The organism is Streptomyces sp. NPDC057623 (genome assembly GCF_042800355.1).
Lineage (GTDB): Bacteria > Actinomycetota > Actinomycetes > Streptomycetales > Streptomycetaceae > Streptomyces.
Window position 1 is genome coordinate 12,087 of record NZ_JBHVGZ010000011.1, and the last position, 22,228, is coordinate 34,314.

Annotated in this window: 20 protein-coding genes and 1 pseudogene; 14 read left to right on the forward strand and 7 right to left on the reverse strand. The window is 72.2% G+C overall.

All coding sequences use genetic code 11. The annotated features are described in order from the left end of the window. The first annotated feature begins 164 nt into the window (after positions 1-164). The 5 genes from ACFU95_RS14115 to ACFU95_RS14135 all read left to right on the forward strand — a co-directional run bounded on the left by ACFU95_RS14115 (position 165) and on the right by ACFU95_RS14135 (position 5,527). The gene (locus tag ACFU95_RS14115) at positions 165-794 is read left to right on the forward strand and encodes a TetR/AcrR family transcriptional regulator (protein WP_383826604.1); all 630 of its coding nucleotides are present in this window, start codon (positions 165-167) and stop codon (positions 792-794) included. A 188-nt stretch (positions 795-982) separates the two neighbouring features. After that, the gene (locus ACFU95_RS14120) at positions 983-2,044 is read left to right on the forward strand and encodes an endonuclease/exonuclease/phosphatase family protein (protein ID WP_383826607.1); all 1,062 of its coding nucleotides are present in this window, start codon (positions 983-985) and stop codon (positions 2,042-2,044) included. A gap of 179 nt (positions 2,045-2,223) precedes the next feature. Continuing rightward, positions 2,224-3,441 carry an MFS transporter gene (locus ACFU95_RS14125; RefSeq protein ID WP_383826610.1) on the forward strand — a complete coding sequence of 406 codons (1,218 nt, stop codon included), beginning with the start codon at positions 2,224-2,226 and terminating at the stop codon, positions 3,439-3,441. Positions 3,442-3,680: 239 nt separating this feature from the next. Further along, positions 3,681-4,706, forward strand: a complete 1,026-nt coding sequence (locus tag ACFU95_RS14130) for an ATP-binding cassette domain-containing protein (RefSeq protein ID WP_383826613.1) — start codon at positions 3,681-3,683, stop codon at positions 4,704-4,706. Beyond that, positions 4,703-5,527: an ABC transporter permease gene (locus ACFU95_RS14135; RefSeq protein WP_383826616.1), complete on the forward strand. Its 825-nt coding sequence runs from the start codon at positions 4,703-4,705 to the stop codon at positions 5,525-5,527. The genes ACFU95_RS14130 and ACFU95_RS14135 overlap by 4 nt, the downstream gene beginning before the upstream one ends. Before the next feature lie 17 nt (positions 5,528-5,544). Here the strand turns inward: ACFU95_RS14135 and ACFU95_RS14140 are convergent, their stop codons facing one another. Together ACFU95_RS14140 and ACFU95_RS14145 are read right to left on the reverse strand one after the other, a co-directional pair. After that, the gene (locus ACFU95_RS14140; protein ID WP_383826619.1) at positions 5,545-9,096 is read right to left on the reverse strand and encodes a BTAD domain-containing putative transcriptional regulator; all 3,552 of its coding nucleotides are present in this window, start codon (positions 9,094-9,096) and stop codon (positions 5,545-5,547) included. Positions 9,097-9,229: 133 nt separating this feature from the next. After that, a complete protein-coding gene (locus tag ACFU95_RS14145; protein WP_383826622.1) occupies positions 9,230-9,916 on the reverse strand; it encodes a DUF6578 domain-containing protein in 687 nt (228 codons plus the stop codon). A 117-nt stretch (positions 9,917-10,033) separates the two neighbouring features. Here ACFU95_RS14145 and ACFU95_RS14150 point away from each other — a divergent pair, with 117 nt between their 5' ends. Continuing rightward, complete coding sequence (locus ACFU95_RS14150) at positions 10,034-10,834, forward strand: site-2 protease family protein (RefSeq protein ID WP_383826625.1); 801 nt, start codon at positions 10,034-10,036, stop codon at positions 10,832-10,834. Here ACFU95_RS14150 and ACFU95_RS14155 read toward each other — a convergent pair. The 3 genes from ACFU95_RS14155 to ACFU95_RS14165 are packed head-to-tail and all read right to left on the reverse strand — an operon-like array spanning position 10,824 to position 12,914. Further along, positions 10,824-11,009: a hypothetical protein gene (locus tag ACFU95_RS14155; protein ID WP_383826628.1), complete on the reverse strand. Its 186-nt coding sequence runs from the start codon at positions 11,007-11,009 to the stop codon at positions 10,824-10,826. The two genes, ACFU95_RS14150 and ACFU95_RS14155, sit on opposite strands and share 11 nt — an antisense overlap. Before the next feature lie 53 nt (positions 11,010-11,062). Beyond that, the gene (gene npdG / locus ACFU95_RS14160; protein ID WP_383826631.1) at positions 11,063-11,788 is read right to left on the reverse strand and encodes an NADPH-dependent F420 reductase; all 726 of its coding nucleotides are present in this window, start codon (positions 11,786-11,788) and stop codon (positions 11,063-11,065) included. A 52-nt stretch (positions 11,789-11,840) separates the two neighbouring features. After that, entirely contained in the window at positions 11,841-12,914 is a 1,074-nt protein-coding gene (locus ACFU95_RS14165; protein WP_383826634.1) for an exo-alpha-sialidase, read from the reverse strand. A 125-nt stretch (positions 12,915-13,039) separates the two neighbouring features. On the opposite strand from ACFU95_RS14165, the gene ACFU95_RS14170 reads away from it, so the two are divergent. Both ACFU95_RS14170 and ACFU95_RS14175 read left to right on the forward strand, forming a co-directional pair. Beyond that, on the forward strand, positions 13,040-13,678 hold the full coding sequence (locus ACFU95_RS14170) for a hypothetical protein (protein ID WP_383826637.1): 639 nt from the start codon (positions 13,040-13,042) through the stop codon (positions 13,676-13,678). Then, positions 13,672-14,889 (forward strand): annotated as a pseudogene (locus ACFU95_RS14175) (MFS transporter). Before ACFU95_RS14170 ends, ACFU95_RS14175 begins: the two are co-directional and overlap by 7 nt. Here the strand turns inward: ACFU95_RS14175 and ACFU95_RS14180 are convergent. Continuing rightward, entirely contained in the window at positions 14,890-15,120 is a 231-nt protein-coding gene (locus tag ACFU95_RS14180) for a hypothetical protein (protein ID WP_383826640.1), read from the reverse strand. 58 nt (positions 15,121-15,178) lie between these two features. On the opposite strand from ACFU95_RS14180, the gene map reads away from it, so the two are divergent. Both map and ACFU95_RS14190 read left to right on the forward strand, forming a co-directional pair. Then, positions 15,179-16,036: a type I methionyl aminopeptidase gene (map, locus tag ACFU95_RS14185; protein WP_383826643.1), complete on the forward strand. Its 858-nt coding sequence runs from the start codon at positions 15,179-15,181 to the stop codon at positions 16,034-16,036. A 124-nt stretch (positions 16,037-16,160) separates the two neighbouring features. Next, positions 16,161-16,808, forward strand: coding sequence for a heme oxygenase (biliverdin-producing) (locus ACFU95_RS14190; RefSeq protein ID WP_383826646.1), 648 nt, complete (start codon positions 16,161-16,163; stop codon positions 16,806-16,808). A 3-nt stretch (positions 16,809-16,811) separates the two neighbouring features. On the opposite strand, the gene ACFU95_RS14195 is transcribed toward ACFU95_RS14190, so the two are convergent. Then, positions 16,812-17,456, reverse strand: a complete 645-nt coding sequence (locus ACFU95_RS14195; protein WP_383826649.1) for a PhzF family phenazine biosynthesis protein — start codon at positions 17,454-17,456, stop codon at positions 16,812-16,814. A gap of 179 nt (positions 17,457-17,635) precedes the next feature. On the opposite strand from ACFU95_RS14195, the gene ACFU95_RS14200 reads away from it, so the two are divergent. From ACFU95_RS14200 to efeB, 4 genes are all read left to right on the forward strand, one after another. Beyond that, positions 17,636-18,721, forward strand: coding sequence for a FecCD family ABC transporter permease (locus ACFU95_RS14200; RefSeq protein ID WP_383826652.1), 1,086 nt, complete (start codon positions 17,636-17,638; stop codon positions 18,719-18,721). Between the two features lie 120 nt (positions 18,722-18,841). Beyond that, positions 18,842-19,660 carry a heme ABC transporter ATP-binding protein gene (locus tag ACFU95_RS14205; RefSeq protein ID WP_383826655.1) on the forward strand — a complete coding sequence of 273 codons (819 nt, stop codon included), beginning with the start codon at positions 18,842-18,844 and terminating at the stop codon, positions 19,658-19,660. Positions 19,661-19,790: 130 nt separating this feature from the next. Continuing rightward, on the forward strand, positions 19,791-20,948 hold the full coding sequence (efeO, locus tag ACFU95_RS14210; RefSeq protein WP_383826658.1) for an iron uptake system protein EfeO: 1,158 nt from the start codon (positions 19,791-19,793) through the stop codon (positions 20,946-20,948). 9 nt (positions 20,949-20,957) lie between these two features. Beyond that, positions 20,958-22,226, forward strand: coding sequence for an iron uptake transporter deferrochelatase/peroxidase subunit (efeB, locus tag ACFU95_RS14215; RefSeq protein WP_383826661.1), 1,269 nt, complete (start codon positions 20,958-20,960; stop codon positions 22,224-22,226). The last annotated feature ends 2 nt before the right edge of the window (positions 22,227-22,228 follow it).

A 22,228-nucleotide genomic window follows, 5' to 3' on the forward strand; every position in this document is an offset into this window, starting at 1 on the left:
TCCTTGTGGGGGGACGGGTGGTTCCCAAGGAGGAGGAGGAAGAGGGGGGTTGGGTGTCCGCCGGGGAGGATTGGGCCCCCCCGCACCCGCCAACCGCCCCCGCGTCCCCCCCGATGCCGTACCCGGGGGAGAATCAGCACAGCCCACGGAAAGGACCGAACCAAGTGAGCCTCGCCGACAGCCAGCCCCGGCCGGACGGCCCGGTCAGGGGCCGCCCCCGCAGCGAGGCCGTGGAACGGGCCATCGTGGAGGGCATCCTGAAGCTGCTGGAGGACGGCGTGCCGCTCGCGGAGCTCTCCATCGAGCGCATCGCCCGTACCGCGGGCGTGGGCAAGGCCACCATCTACCGCCGCTGGAGCGGCAAGGAGGAGCTGTTCGTCGACGTCGTGCGCGCCGCCGAACCCCCGGACCCCGAACTGCCCGGCACCTCGGTGCGCGACGATCTCGTGGCGCTGCTGGAGCAGTTGCGCAGGCGCGGTCTGATGACCCGTTCGTCGGCGCTCCTGCACAACGTCATCGCCCAGATGAAGAGCACCCCGAAGATCTGGGACGCCTACCACGCGATCGTTGTCGAGCCGCGCCGCCGCAAACAGCACGCGATCCTGCGCCGCGGGCAGGAGAACGGCGAACTGCGCACGGACATCGATGTCGACGTGATGAACGACATGATCTTCGGTCCGATGCTGGTGCGTGCCGTCATGCGCCCGGACGCCGGCCTTCCGGAAGGACTGGCGGAGCAGATGGCCGACGCCGTGCTCGAAGGTCTACGACCCGTCAGTTCACGCACCCCGTAGATCGCATGTGCGCGTTTCGTCACAGAGCGCGCTTTCCCTCACCGTGACCGGAACTCCCACAGGCGACTTGTACGTCCTCGCCCCCGTACGGCCGTCATCAGTACGGCAGGAACGGAACCGATCATCCCCTAGGGTTTCTGTGGGCGCGGGGGGACGACGGTGTGCACGGCAGGTAGTGAGGCGACGGTATGGCGCAGCAGGCGTACGTGACGGAGACGGACAACGGCGGCTCGGGTCCCGAGCGCCGGGAATCCGGGCTCCGGCGCCTGACGAACCTCCTGAAGGGCCTGGCGGCGGGCTGGCGCGGCGACCGGCGCGTCTGGCGTCGCGGACTCGTACTGGCCGCCCTCGCGGTGATCCTCGCCCTGGTGATGGGGCTGCATGCGAAGATCCCGAACGCGATCGGCAACCTCGGCAGTCTGACCGAGACGTTCCTGCCCTGGCTGGGCCTGGGCGTCCCGGTGCTGGTCCTGCTGGCCCTGGTGCGGAAGTCCGCGACCGCGCTCATCGCCGTGCTGCTCCCGGCGATCGTGTGGCTGAACCTCTTCGGCGGCCAGCTCTCCGACAAGACCGGCAGCGGCGGCGACCTGACGGTGGCCACGCACAACGTCAACGCCGACAACGCCGATCCGGCCGGCACCGCCCAGGACGTGGCCGCGTCCGGCGCGGACGTCGTGGCCCTGGAGGAGCTGACGACGGCGGCGGTCCCGACGTACGAGAAGGCGCTGGGGGCGACGTACAGGTACCACTCGGTGCAGGGCACCGTCGGGCTGTGGAGCAAGTACCCGCTGAGCGGCGTCAAGCCGGTCGACATCAAGCTGGGCTGGGTCCGTGCCATGCGGGCCGCGGTGACCACGCCGTCCGGGCAGGTCGCGGTGTACGTCGCCCACCTACCGTCGGTGCGGGTGAAGGTGGAGGCCGGGTTCACCGCCCGGCAGCGCGACAAGAGCGCCAACGCGCTGGGTGAGGCCATCGCCGACGAGCCGCTCCGGAAGGTCGTCCTGCTCGGCGACCTGAACGGCACGATGAACGACCGCGCCCTGCGCGCCGTCACCGCCCAGATGCGCTCCGCGCAGGGCGCTTCGGGCAGCGGGATGGGGTTCAGCTGGCCGGCGTCGTTCCCGATGGCGCGGATCGACCAGATCATGGTGAAGGGCGTCGAGCCGATGAGCTCGTGGACGCTGCCGGAGACCGGGAGTGACCATCTGCCGGTGGCGGCGCGTGTGAAGGTCGACACATCCGCTTCCTGACGCACCCCGGAAAACCCCTGGTCAGCCAGCAGTCGGGCACGGGACGGCCGGGTCCGGACGGGTCTCGGTAACCTGATCGTCAGCTGCCGGAATACTGAGCCTGAGAGGCTTTGTTCCGTAACTGAACATACAAGTTCGGAACTCTGCTCTCGACCCCCTGAAAGGCACAGGCTCTTTTCATGCCCCTGGCCCTGCTCGCCCTGGCCGTCGGCGCCTTCGGCATAGGTACGACCGAGTTCGTGATGATGGGCCTCCTGCCCGAAGTCGCGAACGACCTGGACATCTCGATCCCCACCGCCGGGCACCTGGTCTCGGCGTACGCGCTGGGCGTCGTCATCGGCGCCCCGCTGCTGGCGGCGGTCACGGCACGAATGCCGCGCCGCACGGTCCTGATCGGCCTCATGGCCCTGTTCGTCGCGGGCAACGCCCTGTCGGCCTTCGCCCCCGACTACCACTGGCTGGTGGCCGCCCGCTTCCTGAGCGGTCTGCCGCACGGCGCCTTCTTCGGCGTCGGCGCGGTCGTGGCCACGAGCATGGTCGCGCCGGAGCGCAAGGCCCGCTCCGTGTCGCTGATGTTCCTGGGCCTGACGATGGCCAACGTCGCGGGCGTGCCCGTGGCCACGCTGATGGGGCAGAGCCTCGGCTGGCGGGCGACGTTCCTCGGCGTGAGCACGATCGGCCTGGCCGCGATGGCGGCGCTGGCGCTGCTCATCCCCCGCGGCGAGGCCCACGCCGCTCCGGCCGCGGGTCTGCGCGGCGAGCTGGCCGCGCTGCGCTCCCTGCCGGTGTGGCTGGCGCTCGGCACCACGGTGGCGGGCTTCGGCGCGCTCTTCGCGGCGTACAGCTACATCACGCCGATGCTGACCGACGCCGCCGGGTACGCCGACGCCAGCGTGACGGTGCTGCTGGCGCTGTTCGGTGTGGGCGCGACCGTCGGCAACCTGCTGGGCGGGCGCCTCGCGGACCACTCGATGCGCAGGACGCTGTTCGGCGGTCTGCTCTCGCTGGCCGCGGTGCTGGCCCTGTTCCCGCTCCTGATGTCCACGGCGTGGAGCGCGGCCCTGGCGGTGGCGCTGCTCGGCATGGCGGCGTTCGTGACCGGCTCCCCGCTCAACCTGATGGTGATGGAGAAGGCGTCGTCGGCTCCGTCCCTGGCCTCCTCCGCCAACCAGGCGGCCTTCAACCTCGCGAACGCCGGCGGCGCCTGGATCGGCGGCCTCGCCCTCGCCGCCGGGTTCGGTGTGACGTCTCCGGCGCTGGTGGGTGCCGCGTTGGCCGTGCTCGGGCTGGGGGTGGCGTCGGTCGCGTACGCGGTGGACCGTGTCGCTCCGCAGGGAGCGCGGGAGCGTGTGGTTGCCGGGCATGTTCCGGAGCGGGTCGAGGCTGTTCGGCACTGACGCCTTTCCGCCAAGGGTTCGACTACGGATTTGCCGCGGTCCGGGGTCTGTCGGGTGCTGCGCCGCCGTGGCTGGTCGCGCCCCGCGGCGGAGCCGCATATCGATACAGCCCCGCGCCCCTGGGGCCCAAGGGGCCCCCTCGGGCCCCCAGGGAGTGCCGTCAGGCCCTGTCGGTCGGGTGTCGGTCGTGTCGGTGAGCTGTCGGTGGTTTGTCGGTGGGGCCTGACACCGTCGTTCCCATGACGCGAATCGACAAGAACCCTGGCGGTGCGAGCACGGCCGTCTCGGTACGGGGGTTGGTCAAGCACTACGGCGAGACCAAGGCGCTGGACGGCGTGGATCTGGATGTGCGGGAGGGCACCGTCATGGGGGTCCTCGGGCCGAACGGGGCCGGGAAGACCACCTTGGTGCGGATCCTGTCCACGCTGCTGGCACCGGACGCGGGACAGGCCGTCGTCGCCGGATACGACGTCGTACGGCAGCCTCGGCAGCTGCGCCGGGTGATCGGGCTCACCGGACAGTACGCCTCCGTGGACGAGAAGCTTCCGGGGTGGGAGAACCTGTACCTGATCGGGCGGCTGCTCGATCTGCCCCGGAAGGACGCACGCGCGCGTGCCGATGAGCTGCTGGAGCGGTTCTCACTGACCGAGGCGGCCAAGCGGCCCGCCTCGACCTACTCCGGCGGCATGCGGCGGCGGCTCGACCTGGCCGCCTCCATGATCGGGCGGCCCGCCGTCCTCTTCCTCGACGAGCCGACCACCGGCCTTGACCCGCGCACCCGCAACGAGGTGTGGGACGAGGTCAAGGCCATGGTCGGGGACGGGGTGACCGTGCTGCTGACCACCCAGTACATGGAGGAGGCCGAGCAGCTCGCCTCCGAGCTGACCGTGGTCGACCGGGGCAAGGTCATCGCGGGCGGCCGCATCGAGGAACTCAAGGCCAAGGTCGGCGGGCGCACCCTGCGGATCCGGCCGGCCGACGCCCTCCAGCTGCGGCCCCTCGCCGGCTACCTCGACGAGCTCGGCATCACCGGCCTGGCGACCACCACCGTGGACACCGAGACCGGCACCCTGCTCGTCCCGGTGCTCAGCGACGAGCAGCTCACCGCCATCGTCGGCGCGGTCACCGCGCAGGGCGTCACGCTCGCCTCCATCACCACCGAACTGCCCAGCCTGGACGAGGTGTTCCTGTCGCTCACCGGCCACCGTGCCAGTGCCCCGCAGGACGTCATGCCCGCCGACGCCCGCGAGGAGGTCGCCGTATGAGCGCCGCCCCCCTTTCCACCGCCCCCGCCGGCTCCGCCGACGCCCGCATCACGCTGCGCGGACATCTGCGGCACACCGGCGCCCTCGTCCGCCGCAACCTGCTATGGATCCGGCAGGACCCGGAGTCGATGGCCGACGCGCTGCTGATGCCGGTCATCTTCACCCTGCTGTTCGTGTTCGTGTTCGGCGGCTCGATCGGGCAGGCGCTCGGCGGCGGTCAGGACCAGTACGTGCAGTACGTCATCCCGGGCATGATCGCGATGATGAGCATGACGCTGTCCCAGGGCGTCGGCACCGGCTTCAGCCAGGACTTCAACTCCGGTGTCATGGACCGCTTCCGGTCCCTGCCGATCGGGCGCGGCTCGGTGCTCTTCGCGAAGATCTCGGTGGAGCTGCTGCGGATGCTGTTCGCGACCACCGTGCTGATGATCGTCTCCGTGGCGGTCGGGTTCGACATCACCAACTGGCCGGGGCTGTTCGCGACGGTGGCCCTGTCCACGGCGTTCGCCTCGTCGATCATGTGGGTGTTCCTCACCCTGGGCGTGATCATGAAGAACGCGCAGTCCGTGCAGGCGATGGGCTTCCTGGTGCTGTTCCCGCTCCAGTTCGGCTCGTCGATCTTCGCGCCGACGACGTCGATGCCGGGCTGGCTCCAGGCCTTCACCGACTACAACCCGCTGTCCACGCTCGCGGACGCCGCGCGCGGCCTGATGGTGGGCGGCCCGGTCGCGCACGACCTGTGGGTCACGCTGGGCTGGTCGGTGGCCATCACGGCGGTCATGGCACCGATCGCGATCCACAAGTTCCGTACGAAGAGCTGACCGGCTCGCCGGCCGCGTCAGACCAGTGCGGCGGCCTCCTCGGGGGAGAGGCCGCCGCCCTCCGCGTACGCCGCCTCGTACGCCTCGTCCCCGAGCATGGCGCGCAGCCCGCGCGTGGCCCGCTCGCGCGTCCCGCGCTCCAGGGCCGTCGGGGCATGGCCGGACGGCAGCAGCGCGTCCCCGGCGCCCATGCAGAGGGCGCCGTCACGGGCGCGGCCGCCGTCGTCGACGGCGGCGAGGGCGACGGCGGCGATATGCAGGAACAGGGTGCGCATGGTGGGCGCGATGGCCAGGGACAGCGGGTCCGCGGCCTGCTCCAGGGCCCGGCGGGTCTTGCGCAGGCACGCCTCGTAGCACCCGTCGACGGCTTCCAGCCAGGCCTCCGAGCCGAGAATGAAGGCGTCGAAGACGACGAAGCCGGCGACGGAGAACTCCGCGCGCAGCAGCCGGAGCTGCTCACGCGCCTCGGGGATGCGGCCGGTCGTGCCGAGGTGGCCGGCGAGGAACATCCGGGCGGCCGGCATCGCCTCGTTGCGCGCGCCGTCCTGCCGGGCGATCACCTCGTGCAGCAGGCGTTCACCGCGCTCGGACTCGCCGTTCTCCATCAGGGCACCGCCGAGGCGGGCGCTGAGGACCGACACCTGGGCGCGGGCGCCGAGCCGTTCGGCGCGCTCGATCGCCGCCTGGTAGTTGGCGGCGGCGGACTCCCAGTCGCCCTTGCGCTCACATGCCTCGGCGCGCGCGGACAGGGCCTCGGCGGTGCCCCACAGATCACCGAGGCGCTCGTAGATCTCCAGCGCCTCGTCGGCGTCACGGGTGGCGTCACCCGCCCAGTCGCTGCGGTTGGCGAGCAGGTTGGCGCGCCAGTGCAGGCTCGCGGCGAGCTCCCAGTCGTAGCCGGGCGTCTCGCGGGAGGTGCGGACGTTGGCGTCGGTGACCGTCCGCAGCCGCTCCATGTCCCCGGTCAGCATGACGGCGAAGAGCCAGAAGGATCCGGGGAGACGGCAGGTCTGCGGCATGCCCGGCTCGTAGGTGGCGGCGATGGCACGCAGTTTGGTCTGCGCCGCGGGGGTCTGCCAGGCGTCCAGCTCGGTGTCCATGCAGGCGAGGTGGACGAGATGGACACCCCGCCGGGCCTCTTCGAGGACCTCTCCGGTCCACGGGGGCGGGGTGTCCGTGCACCGCTCCCACACCGGCCTCGCGCGGCGCGGCGGATCGGGGAACGGGTCGGCGCCGAGGGTCTGCACCTCGCGGGACCAGTTGCGGGCCTCGATCCGCAGATCGCGCATCTGCCAGTACCAGGCCAGCGACAGGACCAGGCACAGCCCCTCCTGCTCGTCGCGGTCGGCGAGGGCGTGGCGCAGGGCTGTCCGCAGGTTCTCGTACTCGCGCTCCAGCCGCTGGATGGCGTCGAGCTGGCGGTGGCCGCGCAGCAACGGGTCGGTGGAGCGGGCGAGTTCGCGGTAGTACGTCAGGTGCGCGCGCTCGGCCTCGGCGCGCCGTCCCGTCTCGTCGAGGCGCTCGGCGGCGTACTCGGCGACGGTCTCCAGGAGCCGGTAGCGCATCGCGCCGTCCGCCGAGGGCGCGGCCACCACCAGGGACTTGTCGACGAGGGAGCCGAGCGTGTCGAGGGCGGCGAGCCCGCAGACGGCCTCGGCGGCGGGGAGGTCACAGCCGCCCGCGAAGACGGACAGCCGCCGCAGCACGTCCCGTTCGTCCTCGTCCAGCAGCTCCCAGGACCAGTCGACGACCGCCCGGAGGGTCTGCTGACGGGGCCGTACGGTACGGCTGCCGGAGGTCAGCAGGCGGAACCGGTCGTCGAGCCGGTCGGCGATCTGGCGTGGCGTCAGCATGCGGAGCCGGGCGGCGGCGAGCTCGATGGCGAGGGGGAGGCCGTCCAGGCGCCGGCAGATCTCGGTGCAGGCCGCCGCGGTCGCCTCGTCGGCGTCGACGCGGAAGCCGGGTCTGGCGGCGGCGCCCCGGTCGGCGAGCAGCCGCAGCGCGACCGGCTCGGGCAGCGGCTCGACGGGGCGCAGCAACTCCCCCGGTACGCCGAGGGGTTCACGGCTGGTGGCCACGACCGTCAGCTCCGGGCAGCGCTCCAGCAGCTCCGCCACGAGGCGGGCGGCGGCCTCGACGACATGCTCGCAGTTGTCGAGGATCAGCAGCATCCGGCGCTTGCCGCAGTGCTCGGCGAGCCGCTCGACCGGGTCGTCGGGCCGCTCCGCTCCGGCGCGCATGGCCTCGGCCCCTGCGCCGTACAGCACGGTCTCGCGGGCACCGACCGCCGTGAGGACGGCCTCGGGTACGGCCGCGGGGTCGTCGACCGGCGCGAGCTCGACCAGCCACACCCCGTCCGGCGCGCCGTGCCGCACGCTCTCGGCGGCCTCCTGCGACAGCCGCGTCTTCCCGGCGCCGCCGGGGCCGAGCAGGGTGACGAGCCGGGCGCCGGCGAGGTCGCCGCGGATGGCCTCGATGTCGGCCTCGCGGCCGACGAAGGAGGTGAGGCGGGCACGGAGATTGCCGGGGGGCGGGTGCGGGGTGGCGGGTGGAGCGACGGCGTCCGAGCGGGCGGCGAGGGTCGGGGTGGGGCGGGCGCCGGGGGTGTGCGAGGTGTCGGGCGTGCTCGCGGTCGCGGGGCGAGCGGCGGCATCGGGGGGAGCGCCGGGGCCGGCCGGGGCGCCCAGCAGTCCCGCGACGTCGTCGGCGGGTGCCGGACGCCGTGCGGCCCCGCCGGTCGTCCGGGCCTCGGGCCCGCCGCGGTCGGCGTGCGCCGAAGGACGGGCGGATCCGAGCCCGGCGCGCGCACCCGGGCCGGCCGCGCCCCCGTGCACGCCTCGCGTCGGCCGGAGCAACTCCCCGTGCAGCGACCGCAGTTCGGGCCCCGGATCCGACCCGAGCCGGTCCGCCAGGAGTCGTCGTACGTCCTCGTAGGCGGCCAGCGCCTCCGCCGTGCGGCCCGCGTCGCGCAGGGCACGCAGGCGCAGCGCCTGGAGGGGTTCGTCCAGGGGGTGGGTGTCGCACAGGGCGGTCAGCTCGGGCAGGGACTGTTCGGCGTGGCCGAGGGCGAGGGCGGCGGTGTGGCGGGCGCGCAGGGCGTCGAGGCGCCGGGCCTCCTGGCGGGACGCCTCCGCGGTGCGGTCGGGGAGGTCGGCGAGGGCGGGGCCGTGCCAGAGCGCGAGGGCGTCGTCGAGGGCGACGGCGGCCTTGGCGGGGTCGCCGTCGGCCAACGCGCGCGTGCCCTCGCCGACGAGCCGCTCGAACCGGTGCAGGTCGATGTCGTCGGGGAGGGCGGCGAGACGGTATCCGCCGTCCGCCGAGACGACCGCGTCCGCCCCGAGCGTCCGCCGCAACCGGCCGACGAGCGCCTGCAACGCGCCCGTGGCGTCGGCGGGCGGCCCTGCCTCCCACACCTCGTCGACCAGCATGCTCGCCGGCACGGCCCGGCCGCCGCGCAACGCGAGCACGGTCAGAAGGGCACGCAGACGTGCCCCGCCGAGCGGAACGGGGCTGCCGTCGGGGCGGACTGCCTGGGTGGTGCCGAGGATGCGATAGCGCACGGGGTCCATTGTCTCCGGTCGGTTCGGCGAGGGGCACGGGGTTGGGGTGCGAGGCGGGTCGGCTGGCGGCTGGCGGCTGGCGGCTGGCGGGGCGCGCCTCTCGATCCGGCCCCCGTACCCCTGGGGCGGGCTCCAGGGGGCGCTAGGTGCCTCCCGGCCCTCCTGACGGGGCCCTGCCGAGGATCTCCAGTACGGCCGCCAGGGTCTCGGGCGGCAGGCCCTCCGTCTCGGCGCCCGGTGCCGCGCCCTCGTGGGGGATGCCGCGGTGCTCCCGCAGGGCGTACGACAGCCGGGAGTCCGTCCGAGGTACCTCCAGCGTCACGAGGACGCCCGCGTCGGCCTCCGCGAACCACTTGGGGCACTCCCGTACCGGCCGCAGTGACCGCTCCCCGGCGACCGGCTCCCAGGTGCCGGAGCCCGGCACCACCTCGGCGAAGCCCTGCGCGACGACCTGGATCGCGCGAACCCGGCCCCGGGTGTCGGGCAGGTCGACGCCGCAGTGGGACTCGACCGTGAGCAGCCCGGCCCGGCGGATCCGGTCCCCCGGCTCCACCTCGCCCAGGTCCTCCCCGGGGACGAGGTCGACCGGGTCCTCGCTCAGGCCCGCCGTGAGCCCCGCCCCCTCGCGGACCACGCGGGCCGTGCCCGCCCTCCTCGGTACGTCCTCCACCGGACCGGCGATCTCGGCGAGCCGGTCGAGCCAGCCGCCGCCCAGGACCCCGTCGGCGTCGCTGAGCAGCAGCGGCCAGCTCACCTCGTCCCCCAGCGAGAACGGTGTACCGCAACATTCCATCTGCCAGTCGGCGTAGAACACATGCCAGAGCCCCATGGCCCCACCTTCTCCGGAACCACCGGCCCACCGCGAGACGTTTTCCCCGTGCGCCCGGTACGGTCGGGCAGGCCCGACGTCCCGTCCCCGCCCTCCCGTCCCCAGGAGCCCGTTCTCATGACCACCGCTCTCACCCGCCGCAGCGACCGGCGGATCAGCCCCGTCTTCCTGGGGATCCTGGCCGTCACGGCCGTGACGGGCTGGGCCACCTGGACCGGGTTCGCCGAGCAGCCGGGCCTGGCCGTCTTCCTGTTCGTGACGGCCGCCTGGATCGTGTCCCTGTGCCTGCACGAGTACGCACACGCGCGTACGGCCCTGCACAGCGGCGACATCTCGGTCGGCGCGAAGGGCTACCTGACGCTCAACCCGCTGAAGTACACGCACGCGCTGCTCAGCATCGTGCTCCCGGTCATCTTCGTGATCATGGGCGGCATCGGTCTGCCCGGCGGTGCCGTCTTCATCGAGCACGGGCGGATCCGCGGGCGCTGGCGGCACAGTCTGATCTCGGCGGCCGGGCCGCTGACCAACGTGCTGTTCGCCCTCGTGTGCACCGCCCCGTTCTGGCTGGACGCCCTGGACGGCGTCCCGGCGCACTTCCGGTTCGCGCTCGCCTTCCTCGCGCTGCTCCAGGTCACGGCGGCGATCCTGAACTCCCTGCCGGTCCCGGGCCTGGACGGCTACGGCGTGATCGAGCCCTGGCTGTCACAGAGCGTCAAGCGCCAGGTGGAGCCGTTCGCCCCGTTCGGCCTGCTGCTCGTGTTCGCGCTGCTCATGCTCCCCGCGGTGAACCGGGAGTTCTTCCAGCTGATCTACACGGTGCTGGACAACCTGGGCGTCCACGGCCTGGACCGCTACTGCGGCGAAAGCCTGTACCGCTTCTGGCAGGACACCAGCGAGTTCTGCTCGGTCAGCCGGTGACGGAGCCCCGCCGCTCGTCCTTGGCGCGCTTGACGTAGTACCAGGCCATGTTCGACGACAGCCCGGCCAGCAGCACCCAGACGATCCCGAGCCAGCTGCCCTGCGCGAAGGAGATCACGGCCGCGGCCACGGCCAGCAGACAGACGATCAGGGCGTAGATACCAAGGCGGGGCATTTCGGTCGGCTCCTTCGGGGGACACTGCTACGGCGACCAGTGTCCCCCATCCCTCACACGTCCGTGACGCGCAGTCCCGCGTGCGCCTTGTAGCGCCGGTTCACCGAGATCAGGTTCGCGACCAGCGACTCCACCTGGTGGGCGTTGCGCAGCCGCCCCGCGAAGATGCCGCGCATGCCGGGAATACGGCCGGCCAGTGCCTGGACGATCTCGACGTCGGCGCGGACCTCGCCCAGCACCATGACGTCGGTGTCGATCTCGTCGATCTCCGGGTCCTCCAGCAGCACCGCCGACAGATGGTGGAAGGCAGCCGTCACCCGCGAGTCGGGCAGCAGGGCGGCGGCCTGCTCGGCGGCGCTGCCCTCCTCCGGCTTCAGCGCGTAGGCACCCTTCTTGTCGAAGCCGAGCGGATTGACGCAGTCGACGATCAGCTTGCCCGCCAGCTCCTCGCGCAGGGATTCGAGGGTCTTGCCGTGGCCCTCCCACGGCACGGCGACGATCACGATGTCGCTGCGCCGCGCGCACTCGGCGTTGTCGGCGCCCTCGACGCCGTGACCGAGTTCGTCGGCGGCGGTCCGGGCGCGGTCGGCGGCCCGCGAACCGATGATCACCTTCTGCCCGGCCCTGGCCAGCCGGTAGGCGAGGCCCTTGCCCTGCGGCCCGGTCCCGCCGAGCACGCCGACGACGAGCCCGGAGACGTCGGGCAGGTCCCAGGGGTCCTTGGCCGGGGCCTTCGCGGGGGTCCCGGCGGGCTGCTGTGCACTGTCGGTAGAGGTCATGGGCCGACCTTACGTCGGCCGCCCGCACGCCTCCCGGGGCCTCCCCCACCGCTCAGGTGAGGTCCGTCACGGGCACCCGCCGGAAGGTGACGGTCTCGTACGCGCCGAAGTCGCCGGTCTCGTAGAGGAGTCCCACCGTCGCGTCGTCGATCCGTACGAGATCCGAGTAAGCGGCGGGCAGCCCGTCCACCGTGTGCGCGGAGCGCCAGGTGACGCCGCCGTCGGTGGAGGCGCGGACGGTCATCAGGGCGCGGACGGCCGGGTCGGCGGGACTGGAGAAGAGCAGGACGTCGGGGTCGCGGAGCTGCAGGACGCTGCCCTCGCAGACCGGGGCGGACAGGCCGGCCTGCGGGCGGAAGGGCTTCACCAGGGTCGCGCCGCCGTCCGCGGAGTGGGCGTCGGCGCGGTTGCCGGGGGACGGGGAGTCGTTGCGGGTGTTGAAGTACACGCGGCCGTCGGGGAGTTCGGCGGCGGTGGTCTCGTTGACGTTGATGTAGCCGTTGGTGTTCTCGTCGACGTAGCCGATGCGCCAGGTGGCGCCCAGGTCGTCGCTGAGCAGACAGTGGCCGCTGTTGTACTTGGCCTCGTTGCCGACGTCGGCGCCGGCTGGCGGGATCGTGTGGTTGGCGGGGACGACGACGCGGCCGGTGCTCAGCTGGATCGCGTGGCCGGGCGTGGTGGCGTACCAGCGCCACCCCTGACGCTTCACCTGCGCGGTGATCTCCTTCGGGCTCGACCAGGTGACTCCGTCGTCGTCGCTGTGGCACACCCAGATCCGGCGGCCGTCGGCGTCGCTCACCTCGCCGCGCAGGATGGCGGCCTCGGTGGCGTCGGCGTGGTTGCGGAGGTGGACGAGCAGGACGCGGCCGGTGTCGAGGACGACGGGGGCGGGGTTGCCGGCGAGGTGCCTGCCGTTGTCGGCGGCGACCGTGAGCGGGCCCCAGGTGCGGCCGCCGTCCGTCGACCGCTTCAGCACGATGTCGATGTGCCCGGCGTCGCCGGCGGACCCGACCCGGCCCTCGCAGAACGCGAGGAGGGTGCCACCGGCGGTGGCGACGACGGCCGGGATGCGGAAGCTCGCGTAGCCCTCGCGGCCGGCGCGGAAGGGGACGCTGGTCTCTGCCATGAGGCTCCTCGAATGACCGCGGTGCACGGACTGTTGTGCGGGACAACCGGTCTCTCTGCCCAGGTTGGGCGAATTCGTGGTGAACTCCGGGTCACGAGTGGCCGGTTGCGGCAGGATGCGGGCGCATGGACGCCGTACGTGTCGCGCTGCTGCGCGAAGTACTCGCCGGAACCGAGTGGCTGGGAGCCACCCGGCGGTTCGCGGGGGCGCTGCGGGCGTCGGCGGTGGCACACCGGGGCGGGCTGCTGCTGGTCGGCACGCCGGATTACGAGCCGTGGCATCTGGCGGCCCACCTGGTGGACGAGGCCGCGTGGTCGGGGACGCCGGAGCTGGCCCCGACCCTCGTACGGCATGACCCGAGGGCCGGCGATCCCGCGCATCTGGCGGTCGGCCTGGGGCGGTTGGCGGCGGCACGGCGCGGCGAGACGCTGCTGGTGGTGGCGCCATGGGGGTTCCCCCGCTCCAGCGAATTCGAGGGTGGGGGAAAGCCCGGGGCCCCGCTCCTGGAACGGGTGCACGACGTCCGGCGGGCCGGGGCGACGGTGCTGGTGCTCGGCTCCGGCGACGGGGAACTGGCGGCCATGGCCCACGAGACGCTCGCCGTACCGCGGGGTGCGGAGCTGGACCTGGACACCGTGCAGCACCTGGTGAGCGCGGCCGCCGGGGAGAACGCGCTGCCTTCAGCGAGGGGGCGCCGGCGCTTCCGCGACCGCCTCTCCCGCCTCGCGGACTCACTGACGGCACCGCCGCCCGCCGGCTGGTGACCGCGGGCCGGCCGGTGCCGGACCCCACGACGCCCGCAGAACCGCTTGCCTCCTTCGGTAGCTTCCTGACCTTCGTCGCGCTGCCCGTGCAGATCAAGGAACTGACCGGGTCCGCGGCCGCGGTCGGGGCGATCGGGGCCGTGGAGCTGGTGCCGCTGGTCGTGTTCGGGCTGTACGAGGGCGCGCTCGCCGACGCGCTCGACAAGCGGAAGCTGATCGTGTGGACGGAGGCCGGGCAGCCGGTGCTGAGTGCGGCGCTGCTGGTCAACGCGCTGCTGCCGAGCCCCGTCATCTGGCCGCTGTACGTCGTCGCCGCCCTGTCCTCCGCGCTCGTGTCGGTCCAACGCCCCGCCCTGGACGCCCTGTTGCCCCGGATCGTGGCCCACGACCACCTCCCGGCCGCCGCCTCGCTGAACGCGCTGCGCCGGCGGGTCGGCGGTGTCGCGGGCCCGGCCCTGGCCGGCGTGGTCGTCGCGTACGCGGGGCTCGGCTGGGCATACGCCGCGGACCTGGTGACCTTCGTCGTCTCCGTGCTGTTCGTTGCGGGCCTCGCCTCCTCCCCCGCCTCGCACGAGGCCGCGAAGCCGTCCCTGAAGGCCATCGCCGAGGGCGCCCGCTACGCCTGGGGCCGCAAGGAGCTCCTCGGCACCTACGTCATCGACATCGCGGCGATGCTCTTCGCGATGCCGCTCGCCGTACTGCCCTTCCTCGCGGACGAGTTGGACGCGCCCTGGGCACTTGGGCATGGGGGTCCCCCAGGCCCTTGAGGCACTGGGGAGTACGCGGCCGTCCCGGCCGGCGCGATGCTGGTGAGCCTGACCAGCGGCTGGACCAACGTGTGGCTGGGGCTGCTGTTCCTGACGCTCGGCGGCGCGGCCGACATGGTCAGCGGCATCTTCCGCGGGGTGATGTGGAACCAGACGATCCCGGACGAGCTGCGCGGCCGGCTCGCCGGGATCGAACTGCTGTCGTACTCGGTGGGCCCGCAGCTGGGCCAGACCTATGTGGGCGGGGTCGCCGCGTGGCAGGGCGTCCGGGCGTCCGTCTGGTCGGGCGGGCTGCTGTGCGTGGGCGCGGTGGGGCTGCTTGCGCTGTGCCTGCCGAAGCTCATGACGTACGACGCGCGGACGAACGAGCACGCGGTACGGCTGCGACAGCAGCGGGCGGCGGCCGTACCGGCGCCGACGGCGGCACCGGCGACGGAGGGCTGATCAGTCGTCGTCCGCCGGGCCCGCGGCGGCGTCGTGCCACCGGGGATCGTTCTCCCACTCCAGGTTGCGCTCCCGCGCGAGGTCCATCGCCTGCTGGGCCTCCTGCCGGGTGGTGTACGGCCCGAAGCGGTCCTTGGCGGGGCACTCCGGCCCCTCCTCGACCTTCTTGTGGACGAGGCAGTAGTACCACTCCCCCGGCTTGCCGACCGCGCGCTTCTTGAACAAGGCCATGTCCGGCTCCTCTCGCCACCGACATGTTCCCCCATGCCCGCTGGTTAGACTCGCTGGCATGTCTGGCCAGTCACTGCTCGTCCCAGGGGAGCTGTCCCCCACCCGTTCCGTGCCGGGAAACATCCGCCGCCCCGAGTACGTCGGCAAGCCCGCGCCGACGCCGTACACGGGTCCGGAGGTGCAGACCCCGGAGACCGTCGAGGCGATGCGCGTCGCCGGCCGTATCGCCGCGCGGGCGATGGCCGAGGCGGCGAAGCTGATCGCGCCCGGTGTCACGACGGACGAGTTGGACAAGGTGGCGCACGACTACATGTGCGACCACGGCGCCTATCCGTCCACGCTCGGCTACCGCAGCTTCCCGAAGTCCCTGTGCACCAGCGTCAACGAGGTCATCTGCCACGGGATCCCGGACTCCACGGTTCTGCGCGACGGCGACATCGTCAACCTCGACGTGACGGCGTACATCGGCGGGGTGCACGGCGACAACAACGCGACGTACCTGGTCGGCGACGTGGACGAGGAGAGCCGTCTGCTCGTCGAGCGCACCCGGGAGTCCCTGAACCGCGCGATCAAGGCGGTCAGGCCCGGCCGCCAGATCAACATCATCGGCCGCGTCATCGAGTCGTACGCGAAGCGCTTCGGCTACGGCGTGGTCCGTGACTTCACCGGTCACGGCATCAACTCGTCCTTCCACTCGGGCCTGATCATCCCGCACTACGACAGCCCGCACGCGACGACGGTGATCCAGCCCGGGATGACCTTCACCATCGAGCCGATGCTGACGCTGGGGACGCACGAGTACGACATGTGGGACGACGGCTGGACGGTCGTCACCAAGGACCGCAAGCGCACCGCGCAGTTCGAGCACACGCTGGTGGTGACGGAGACGGGAGCGGAGATCCTCACGCTGCCCTGAGTGCCGAGCACCGTACCGGTCTTCGAGCCCGCCCTGTCAGGGCGGGCTTTCTCTTGTACGCTTTTACCGACAGGGTGTCGGCAAGCTATTGACTTAGGTAAGCCTTACCTTAGAGGATGTGCCCATGGAGTCCTTCTCGACACTCATCCGCACCGCGTCCCATGAACAGCACGTGGAGGCCGAGACCTCGACGTTCATGAGCGACCTGCTCGGCGGACGGCTCGGCGTCGACGCGTACGCGCGCTACACCGAGCAGCTGTGGTTCGTGTACGAGGCGCTGGAGGCCGGTGCCGAGCGGCTGGCGTCGGACCCCGTGACGAGTCCGTTCATCCAGCCGGAGCTGTTCCGGCTGGCCTCGCTGGAGCGGGACCTGGCGCATCTGCGGGGTCCGCGATGGCGGACGGGAGTGTCCGCGCTGCCCGCCACCCGGGCCTACGCGGACCGGGTGCGGGAGTGCGCCGAGGACTGGCCGGCCGGGTACATCGCCCACCACTACACCCGCTACCTCGGCGACCTCTCCGGCGGCCAGATCATCCGCGACAAGGCGGAGCGGACCTGGGGCTTCACGCGCAAGGGCGACGGGGTCCGCTTCTACGTCTTCGAGGAGATCGCCAACCCGGCCGCGTTCAAGCGGGGTTACCGCGAGCTGCTGGACGGCGTCCGCGCGGACGACCTGGAGAAGCAGCGGATCGTGACGGAGTGCAAGAACGCGTTCGCCCTGAACACTGCGGTGTTCAGGGCGTTGGGTGAGGAGTTTCCGCTGAGCGCCTGAGGTTCAGCGCTCCAGGAACACCCGGCCGCCGACCTCCACCCAGCCCGCCGGCTGCGGTGCCGTGAGGATCTGCGACCCGGCGCCCTGCGTGATGTTGAGGGCGCGGCCCAGGCGGTCCGTGAGGAGCAGCGCCGCCGCACCCGTGGCCTCGTCCTCGTCGATGCCGTCACCGCGGCCGGGGAAGGCCCGGGCCCGGACCCGGCCGGCCGCCTCGTCCTCCCAGGCCCAGGCATAGATCCACTCGCCGGGCGGCGGCACGGCGAGGCCGTCCACCTCGGCGGCGGTCGCGTACCGCCGCAGCGTGCGCGGCGGCGCCCACTCCGCCCGCGCCTCGATCCAGCTGAACTCCCCGTCCAGCCGCGCGCCCACCACACCCGCCGGGGTGACCAGTTCGGGCACGTCGAGCAGCCAGGCCGTACCGACACAGGGGTGCCCGGCGAAGGGCAGGCGCGAGGTCGGTGTGTAGATGTCGATGACCCCGCGCTCGGGGTCGTCGACGAACACGGTCTCGCTGAAACCCAGCTTCGCCGCGAGCGCCTGCCGATCGCTCCGCTCGGGGACCACCGATCCCTCGCGGACGACGCCGAGTTCGTTGCCGTATCCACCGGTCGGTCCACAGAAGACGCGGAGGACGTCGTAGTCAGTCACGGGGGAATTGAAACATCACTCGGGCGGCGAGGTCGTCCCAGGTGGCGGCTCCGTCGGCAAGTGGTGCCCGTGCCCCTCGGTGACCCCTTCGGCCGACTCGCACACCAGTGACAACAAAGGCAAGGCTAACCTAAGCTTTTCCCAGCTGAAGACGGCTGTACAAGAGGGGGATCCGCGGTATGACCGTACTGGAGAAGGCCGCGCCCGAGGCCGTGGCCGCAGCGCCGCCGCGCGGTCGGCACACCGTCGCCTGGCTGCTGGCCGTCGGCATGGGCGTCGCCCTCCTCATCCTCGTCCCGGTCGCCGCGGGGATCGGCGCCTACCCGGTCCCCCTCGGGGACGTCCTGGCCTCCGTGCAGCACAAAGCCGGCCTCGGCGGCGGCGAGTCGGACCGGGTCGCCGAGTCGGTGCTGTGGAACGTGCGCTTCCCCCGGATCGTGCTCGCGCTGCTCATCGGCGCCTCGCTGGGGTGCGCCGGAGCGCTGATGCAGGGCGTGTTCGGCAACCCGCTGGCCGAGCCGGCCACCATCGGCGTCTCCCTGGGCGCGGCGGTCGGAGCGGTGGCCTCCATCTCGCTCGGGCTGACCTTCCTCGGCAACTGGACCCTCCCCGCGATGGCCTTCGTCGCCGGTCTCGGCACCGTCCTGCTGGTGTACGCGATGTCCCGGTCGAGCGGCCGTACGGAGGTCGTGACCCTGATCCTCATGGGCATCGCGGTGAACGCCTTCGCCGGGGCGCTCATCGGCCTGTTCATCTTCCTCGCGGACACCGCCGCGGTGAACCAGATCACCTTCTGGCAGCTCGGCTCCCTCGCCCAGTCCACCTGGCCCAAGGTGACGGCGGTCCTGCCCTGCGCGGTGGTGGGGCTGGCGGTGGCGCCGCTGTACGCCCGCCGACTGGACCTGCTCGCCCTCGGCGACCGGCCCGCCCGGCATCTGGGCGTGGACGTGGAGCGGATGCGGGTCGCGTTGATCCTGGTCGTCGCGCTGCTGACGGCGGCCGCGGTGAGCGTCTCCGGGGTCATCGGCTTCATCGGCCTCGTCGTGCCGCATCTGCTGCGGATGGCGGCGGGGCCGGGGCATCGGTTCCTGATTCCGGGCAGTGCGCTGGGCGGGGCGGTGGTGTTGCTCGCGGCTGATGTCGCCGCGCGGACTGTGGCGGCGCCCGCGGAGTTGCCACTCGGGGTGCTCACGGCCCTGCTGGGCAGCCCCTTCTTCTTCTGGCTGCTGCGGCGGACCCGGCGGCGGCAAGGGGGGTGGGCCTGAGGGTCGCATGCCGAGTGCGGGTGTGTGGAGGTTGATCGCGCCCGCGCGGCGGAGCCGCGAATCGACACAGCCCCGCGCCCCTAGGTTCCCCCGCCCCCCTTCTCGAGAAGGAACCCTCCCATGAGACTTCTCCGCCCTCGCGCAGTTCCCCCCGCCCCCACCGAACCCGGCGACATCCTCGCCACCGCCGAGTCGCTCCACGTTCGTCTCGGTGCCCGCCCCGTACTGCACGGCGTATCCGTCACCGTCCGCGCCGGCGAGGTCCTCGCCCTCGTCGGGCCCAACGGGGCTGGAAAATCAACCCTGTTGAGCGCCCTGGCCGCCGACCTCCCGGCCGCCGAGGGCGTCGTACGGATCCACGGCCGCCCGGCGTCCGACTGGTCCGCGCCCGAACTCGCCCTCCGTCGCGCCGTACTCCCCCAGTCGGCGGCGCTCTCCTTCCCCTTCACGGTCGAGGAGGTCGTGCGGATGGGCCGCGCACCCCACGACACCTCACCCACCGAGGACGACCTCGCCGTCACCGAGGCCATGGCCGCCACCGAGGTGAGCGCCTTCGCCGTACGGCCGTTCTCCGCGCTCAGCGGCGGTGAGCGGGCCCGGGTCGCGCTCGCCCGCGTGCTGGCCCAGCGGGCCCCGTTGCTGCTGCTCGACGAACCGACCGCGGCGCTGGACCTCAAGCACCAGGAGCTGGTGCTGCGGTTGTGCCGGGAGCGGGCGCGGGCCGGGGACGCGGTGGTGGTCGTGCTGCACGATCTGGGGCTCGCGGCGGCCTACGCGCACCGGGTCGCGATCCTGCGCGCCGGGCGGGTCGCGGCGGACGGGCCGCCGGCCGAGGTGTTCTCGGAGCGGCTGCTGTCGGAGGTCTACGACCAGCCCGTCGAAGTGCTTTCGCATCCCCGAACAGGAGCGGTCCTGGTGACCCCGCGGCGCAACCTTTGACCTTCCTTTGACTTCTCTATGGGGTTGTTTTTGGCCACTTAGGTAATCCTTAGGTGCGTTAGGTGAGCCTCACCTTCTTGCTGTGTGAGGCCCGTCACGCACACTTTCCGGCCACCCTTCTGGAGCCCTCATGCGCCCCGCCAGACTCTCCGCCGTCGCCGCTGCCGCCACCGTGGCGGCCCTCGCCGCCGTCACGGGGTGCACCGAGAAGGGCAGCTCGGCGGGTGGCGACCGGGTCGTCAACGTGACCTCCACGGACGACAAGTGCGAGGTGTCGAAGAAGGAGTTCCCGGCCGGGCACGTCCAACTCGCCATCGAGAACAAGGGCTCCAAGGTCACCGAGGTCTACGTCCTCTTCCCCGACGACCGCATCGTCACCGAGCGGGAGAACATAGGCCCCGGCACCAAGCAGACCGTCACCGCCGAGGTGAAGGCGGGCGACTACACGATCGCCTGCAAGCCCGGCATGAAGGGCGACGGCATCCGGCAGACCGTCAAGGCCACCGGCGAGGGCGCGGCCGCCAAGCGCGACCCGCGGCTGGACAAGGCCGTCGCCGCCTACCGCGCGTACACGCAGGCACAGGCCGACGAGACGCTGCCGAAGGCGGAGGCGTTCGCCAAGGCCGTCAAGGACGGTGACGTCGAGGCCGCGAAGAAGGCCTACGCCATCTCCCGTATCGGCTGGGAGCGCACCGAGCCGGTCGCCGAGTCGTTCGGCGACATCGACCCGAAGGTCGACGTCCGCGAGGACGGCCTGAAGGCCGGCCAGGACCCGGCCACGGACTGGACCGGCTGGCACCGCCTGGAGAAGGCCCTCTGGCAGGACAAGAAGATCGGCGACCGGGAGAAGCAGCTCGCCGACCAGCTCGTCACCGATCTGAAGGACTGGCAGAAGCGGGTCGGCAAGGCCGAGATCACCCCGACCTCCATGGCCAACGGCGCCAAGGAGCTGCTCGACGAGGTCGCCACCGGCAAGGTCACCGGCGAGGAGGAGCGCTACTCGCACACCGACCTGGTCGACTTCAAGGCCAACGTCGAGGGCGCCGAGAAGGCGTACGAGCTGCTCAAGCCGGTCGCCAAGGAGAACGACCCGGCGCTGGTCACCGAGCTCGACAAGCAGTTCGGCGCGCTGAACACGCTGCTCGACAAGTACCGCGCGGACAAGGCGTCGTACGACTTCACCTCGTACGACAAGGTCGGCGACGCCGACCGCAAGGTGCTGTCGGACGGCGTCAACGCCCTCGCGGAGCCGCTGTCCAAGCTCGCCGCCGCCGTCGTCGCGAAGTAGGGGCACCCCATGACCGAGACCTCGACCGGCGGTTCACCGTCCCCGTCCCGGCGTGCGCTGATCGGCTGGGGCGGAGCCGGGCTCGCGCTCGGCGCCGCCACGGCCGGCGGTGCGGTCGCGATGACCCGTACGGGCAACGACGTCGACCCGGCGGGCGCCGCGACGGGCGCCGCGATCGACTTCCACGGCGACCGGCAGGCCGGCATCGCCACGCCCGTGCAGGACCGGCTGCACTTCGCCGCGTTCGACGTGAAGGCCGATGACCGTGCCGAGTTCGTGCGGATGCTGAAGGACTGGACGACGGCCGCGCGCCGGATGACCGCCGGGCACGCGGTCGGCGAGGGCGCGTACGGCGGGCTGGCCGAGGCGCCCCCGGACGACACCGGTGAGGCGCTGGGCCTCAAGCCGTCGCGGCTGACGCTGACGATCGGCTTCGGGCCGTCCCTCTTCGAGAAGTACGGCGAGGCGTTCGGCATCGCGGACGCCCGCCCCGAAGCCCTCGCCGAGCTGCCGAAGTTCGCCGGCGACAACCTCGACAAGAACCGCAGCGGCGGCGACCTGTGCGTCCAGGCCTGCGCGGACGATCCGCAGGTCGCCGTGCACGCCATCCGCAACCTGGCCCGCATCGGCTTCGGCAAGGTCGTCATCAAGTGGTCCCAGCTCGGCTTCGGCAAGACGTCGTCGACGACGCCCGACGAGCAGACCCCGCGCAACCTCATGGGGTTCAAGGACGGCACCCGCAACATCGCGGGGACGGAGACGGACCGGCTGAAGAAGTTCGTGTGGGTGGACCCCTCCGACGGTCCCGGGTGGATGGCCGGCGGCTCGTACCTCGTCGCCCGGCGTATCCGCATGCACATCGAGACGTGGGACCGCACCTCGCTCCAGGAGCAGGAGGACATCTTCGGCCGTGACAAGGGCGAGGGCGCCCCGGTCGGCAAGGCCAAGGAGCGCGACGAGCCGTTCCTGAAGGCGATGCTGCCCGACGCCCACGTCCGGCTCGCGCACCCCGCCTCCAACGACGGGGCGACGATCCTGCGCCGCGGCTACTCCTTCACCGACGGCACCGACGGTCTCGGCCGCCTGGACGCGGGCCTGTTCTTCCTCGCCTACCAGCGGGACCCGCGCACCGGGTTCATCCGCATCCAGCGCAATCTGGCGCTCGACTCGCTCAACGAGTACATCCAGCACGTGGGTTCGGCGCTCTTCGCGATCCCGCCCGGCGTCCGCGACAAGGACGACTGGTGGGGCCGGACGCTGTTCTCCGAGGAGGCGTGAGG

Bases quoted from the DNA above. Each gene is read 5' to 3' on its own strand.
- ACFU95_RS14180 (WP_383826640.1), bottom strand. From the start codon at position 15,120: ATGGCCTTGTTCAAGAAGCGCGCGGTCGGCAAGCCGGGGGAGTGGTAC.
- ACFU95_RS14190 (WP_383826646.1), top strand. From the start codon at position 16,161: ATGGAGTCCTTCTCGACACTCATCCGCACCGCGTCCCATGAACAGCAC.
- efeO (WP_383826658.1), top strand. From the start codon at position 19,791: ATGCGCCCCGCCAGACTCTCCGCCGTCGCCGCTGCCGCCACCGTGGCG.
- ACFU95_RS14165 (WP_383826634.1), bottom strand. From the start codon at position 12,914: ATGGCAGAGACCAGCGTCCCCTTCCGCGCCGGCCGCGAGGGCTACGCG.
- efeB (WP_383826661.1), top strand. From the start codon at position 20,958: ATGACCGAGACCTCGACCGGCGGTTCACCGTCCCCGTCCCGGCGTGCG.
- ACFU95_RS14125 (WP_383826610.1), top strand. From the start codon at position 2,224: ATGCCCCTGGCCCTGCTCGCCCTGGCCGTCGGCGCCTTCGGCATAGGT.
- npdG (WP_383826631.1), bottom strand. From the start codon at position 11,788: ATGACCTCTACCGACAGTGCACAGCAGCCCGCCGGGACCCCCGCGAAG.
- ACFU95_RS14140 (WP_383826619.1), bottom strand. From the start codon at position 9,096: ATGGACCCCGTGCGCTATCGCATCCTCGGCACCACCCAGGCAGTCCGC.
- ACFU95_RS14155 (WP_383826628.1), bottom strand. From the start codon at position 11,009: ATGCCCCGCCTTGGTATCTACGCCCTGATCGTCTGTCTGCTGGCCGTG.
- ACFU95_RS14170 (WP_383826637.1), top strand. From the start codon at position 13,040: ATGGACGCCGTACGTGTCGCGCTGCTGCGCGAAGTACTCGCCGGAACC.
- ACFU95_RS14200 (WP_383826652.1), top strand. From the start codon at position 17,636: ATGACCGTACTGGAGAAGGCCGCGCCCGAGGCCGTGGCCGCAGCGCCG.
- ACFU95_RS14130 (WP_383826613.1), top strand. From the start codon at position 3,681: ATGACGCGAATCGACAAGAACCCTGGCGGTGCGAGCACGGCCGTCTCG.
- ACFU95_RS14135 (WP_383826616.1), top strand. From the start codon at position 4,703: ATGAGCGCCGCCCCCCTTTCCACCGCCCCCGCCGGCTCCGCCGACGCC.
- map (WP_383826643.1), top strand. From the start codon at position 15,179: ATGTCTGGCCAGTCACTGCTCGTCCCAGGGGAGCTGTCCCCCACCCGT.
- ACFU95_RS14150 (WP_383826625.1), top strand. From the start codon at position 10,034: ATGACCACCGCTCTCACCCGCCGCAGCGACCGGCGGATCAGCCCCGTC.
- ACFU95_RS14145 (WP_383826622.1), bottom strand. From the start codon at position 9,916: ATGGGGCTCTGGCATGTGTTCTACGCCGACTGGCAGATGGAATGTTGC.
- ACFU95_RS14120 (WP_383826607.1), top strand. From the start codon at position 983: ATGGCGCAGCAGGCGTACGTGACGGAGACGGACAACGGCGGCTCGGGT.
- ACFU95_RS14205 (WP_383826655.1), top strand. From the start codon at position 18,842: ATGAGACTTCTCCGCCCTCGCGCAGTTCCCCCCGCCCCCACCGAACCC.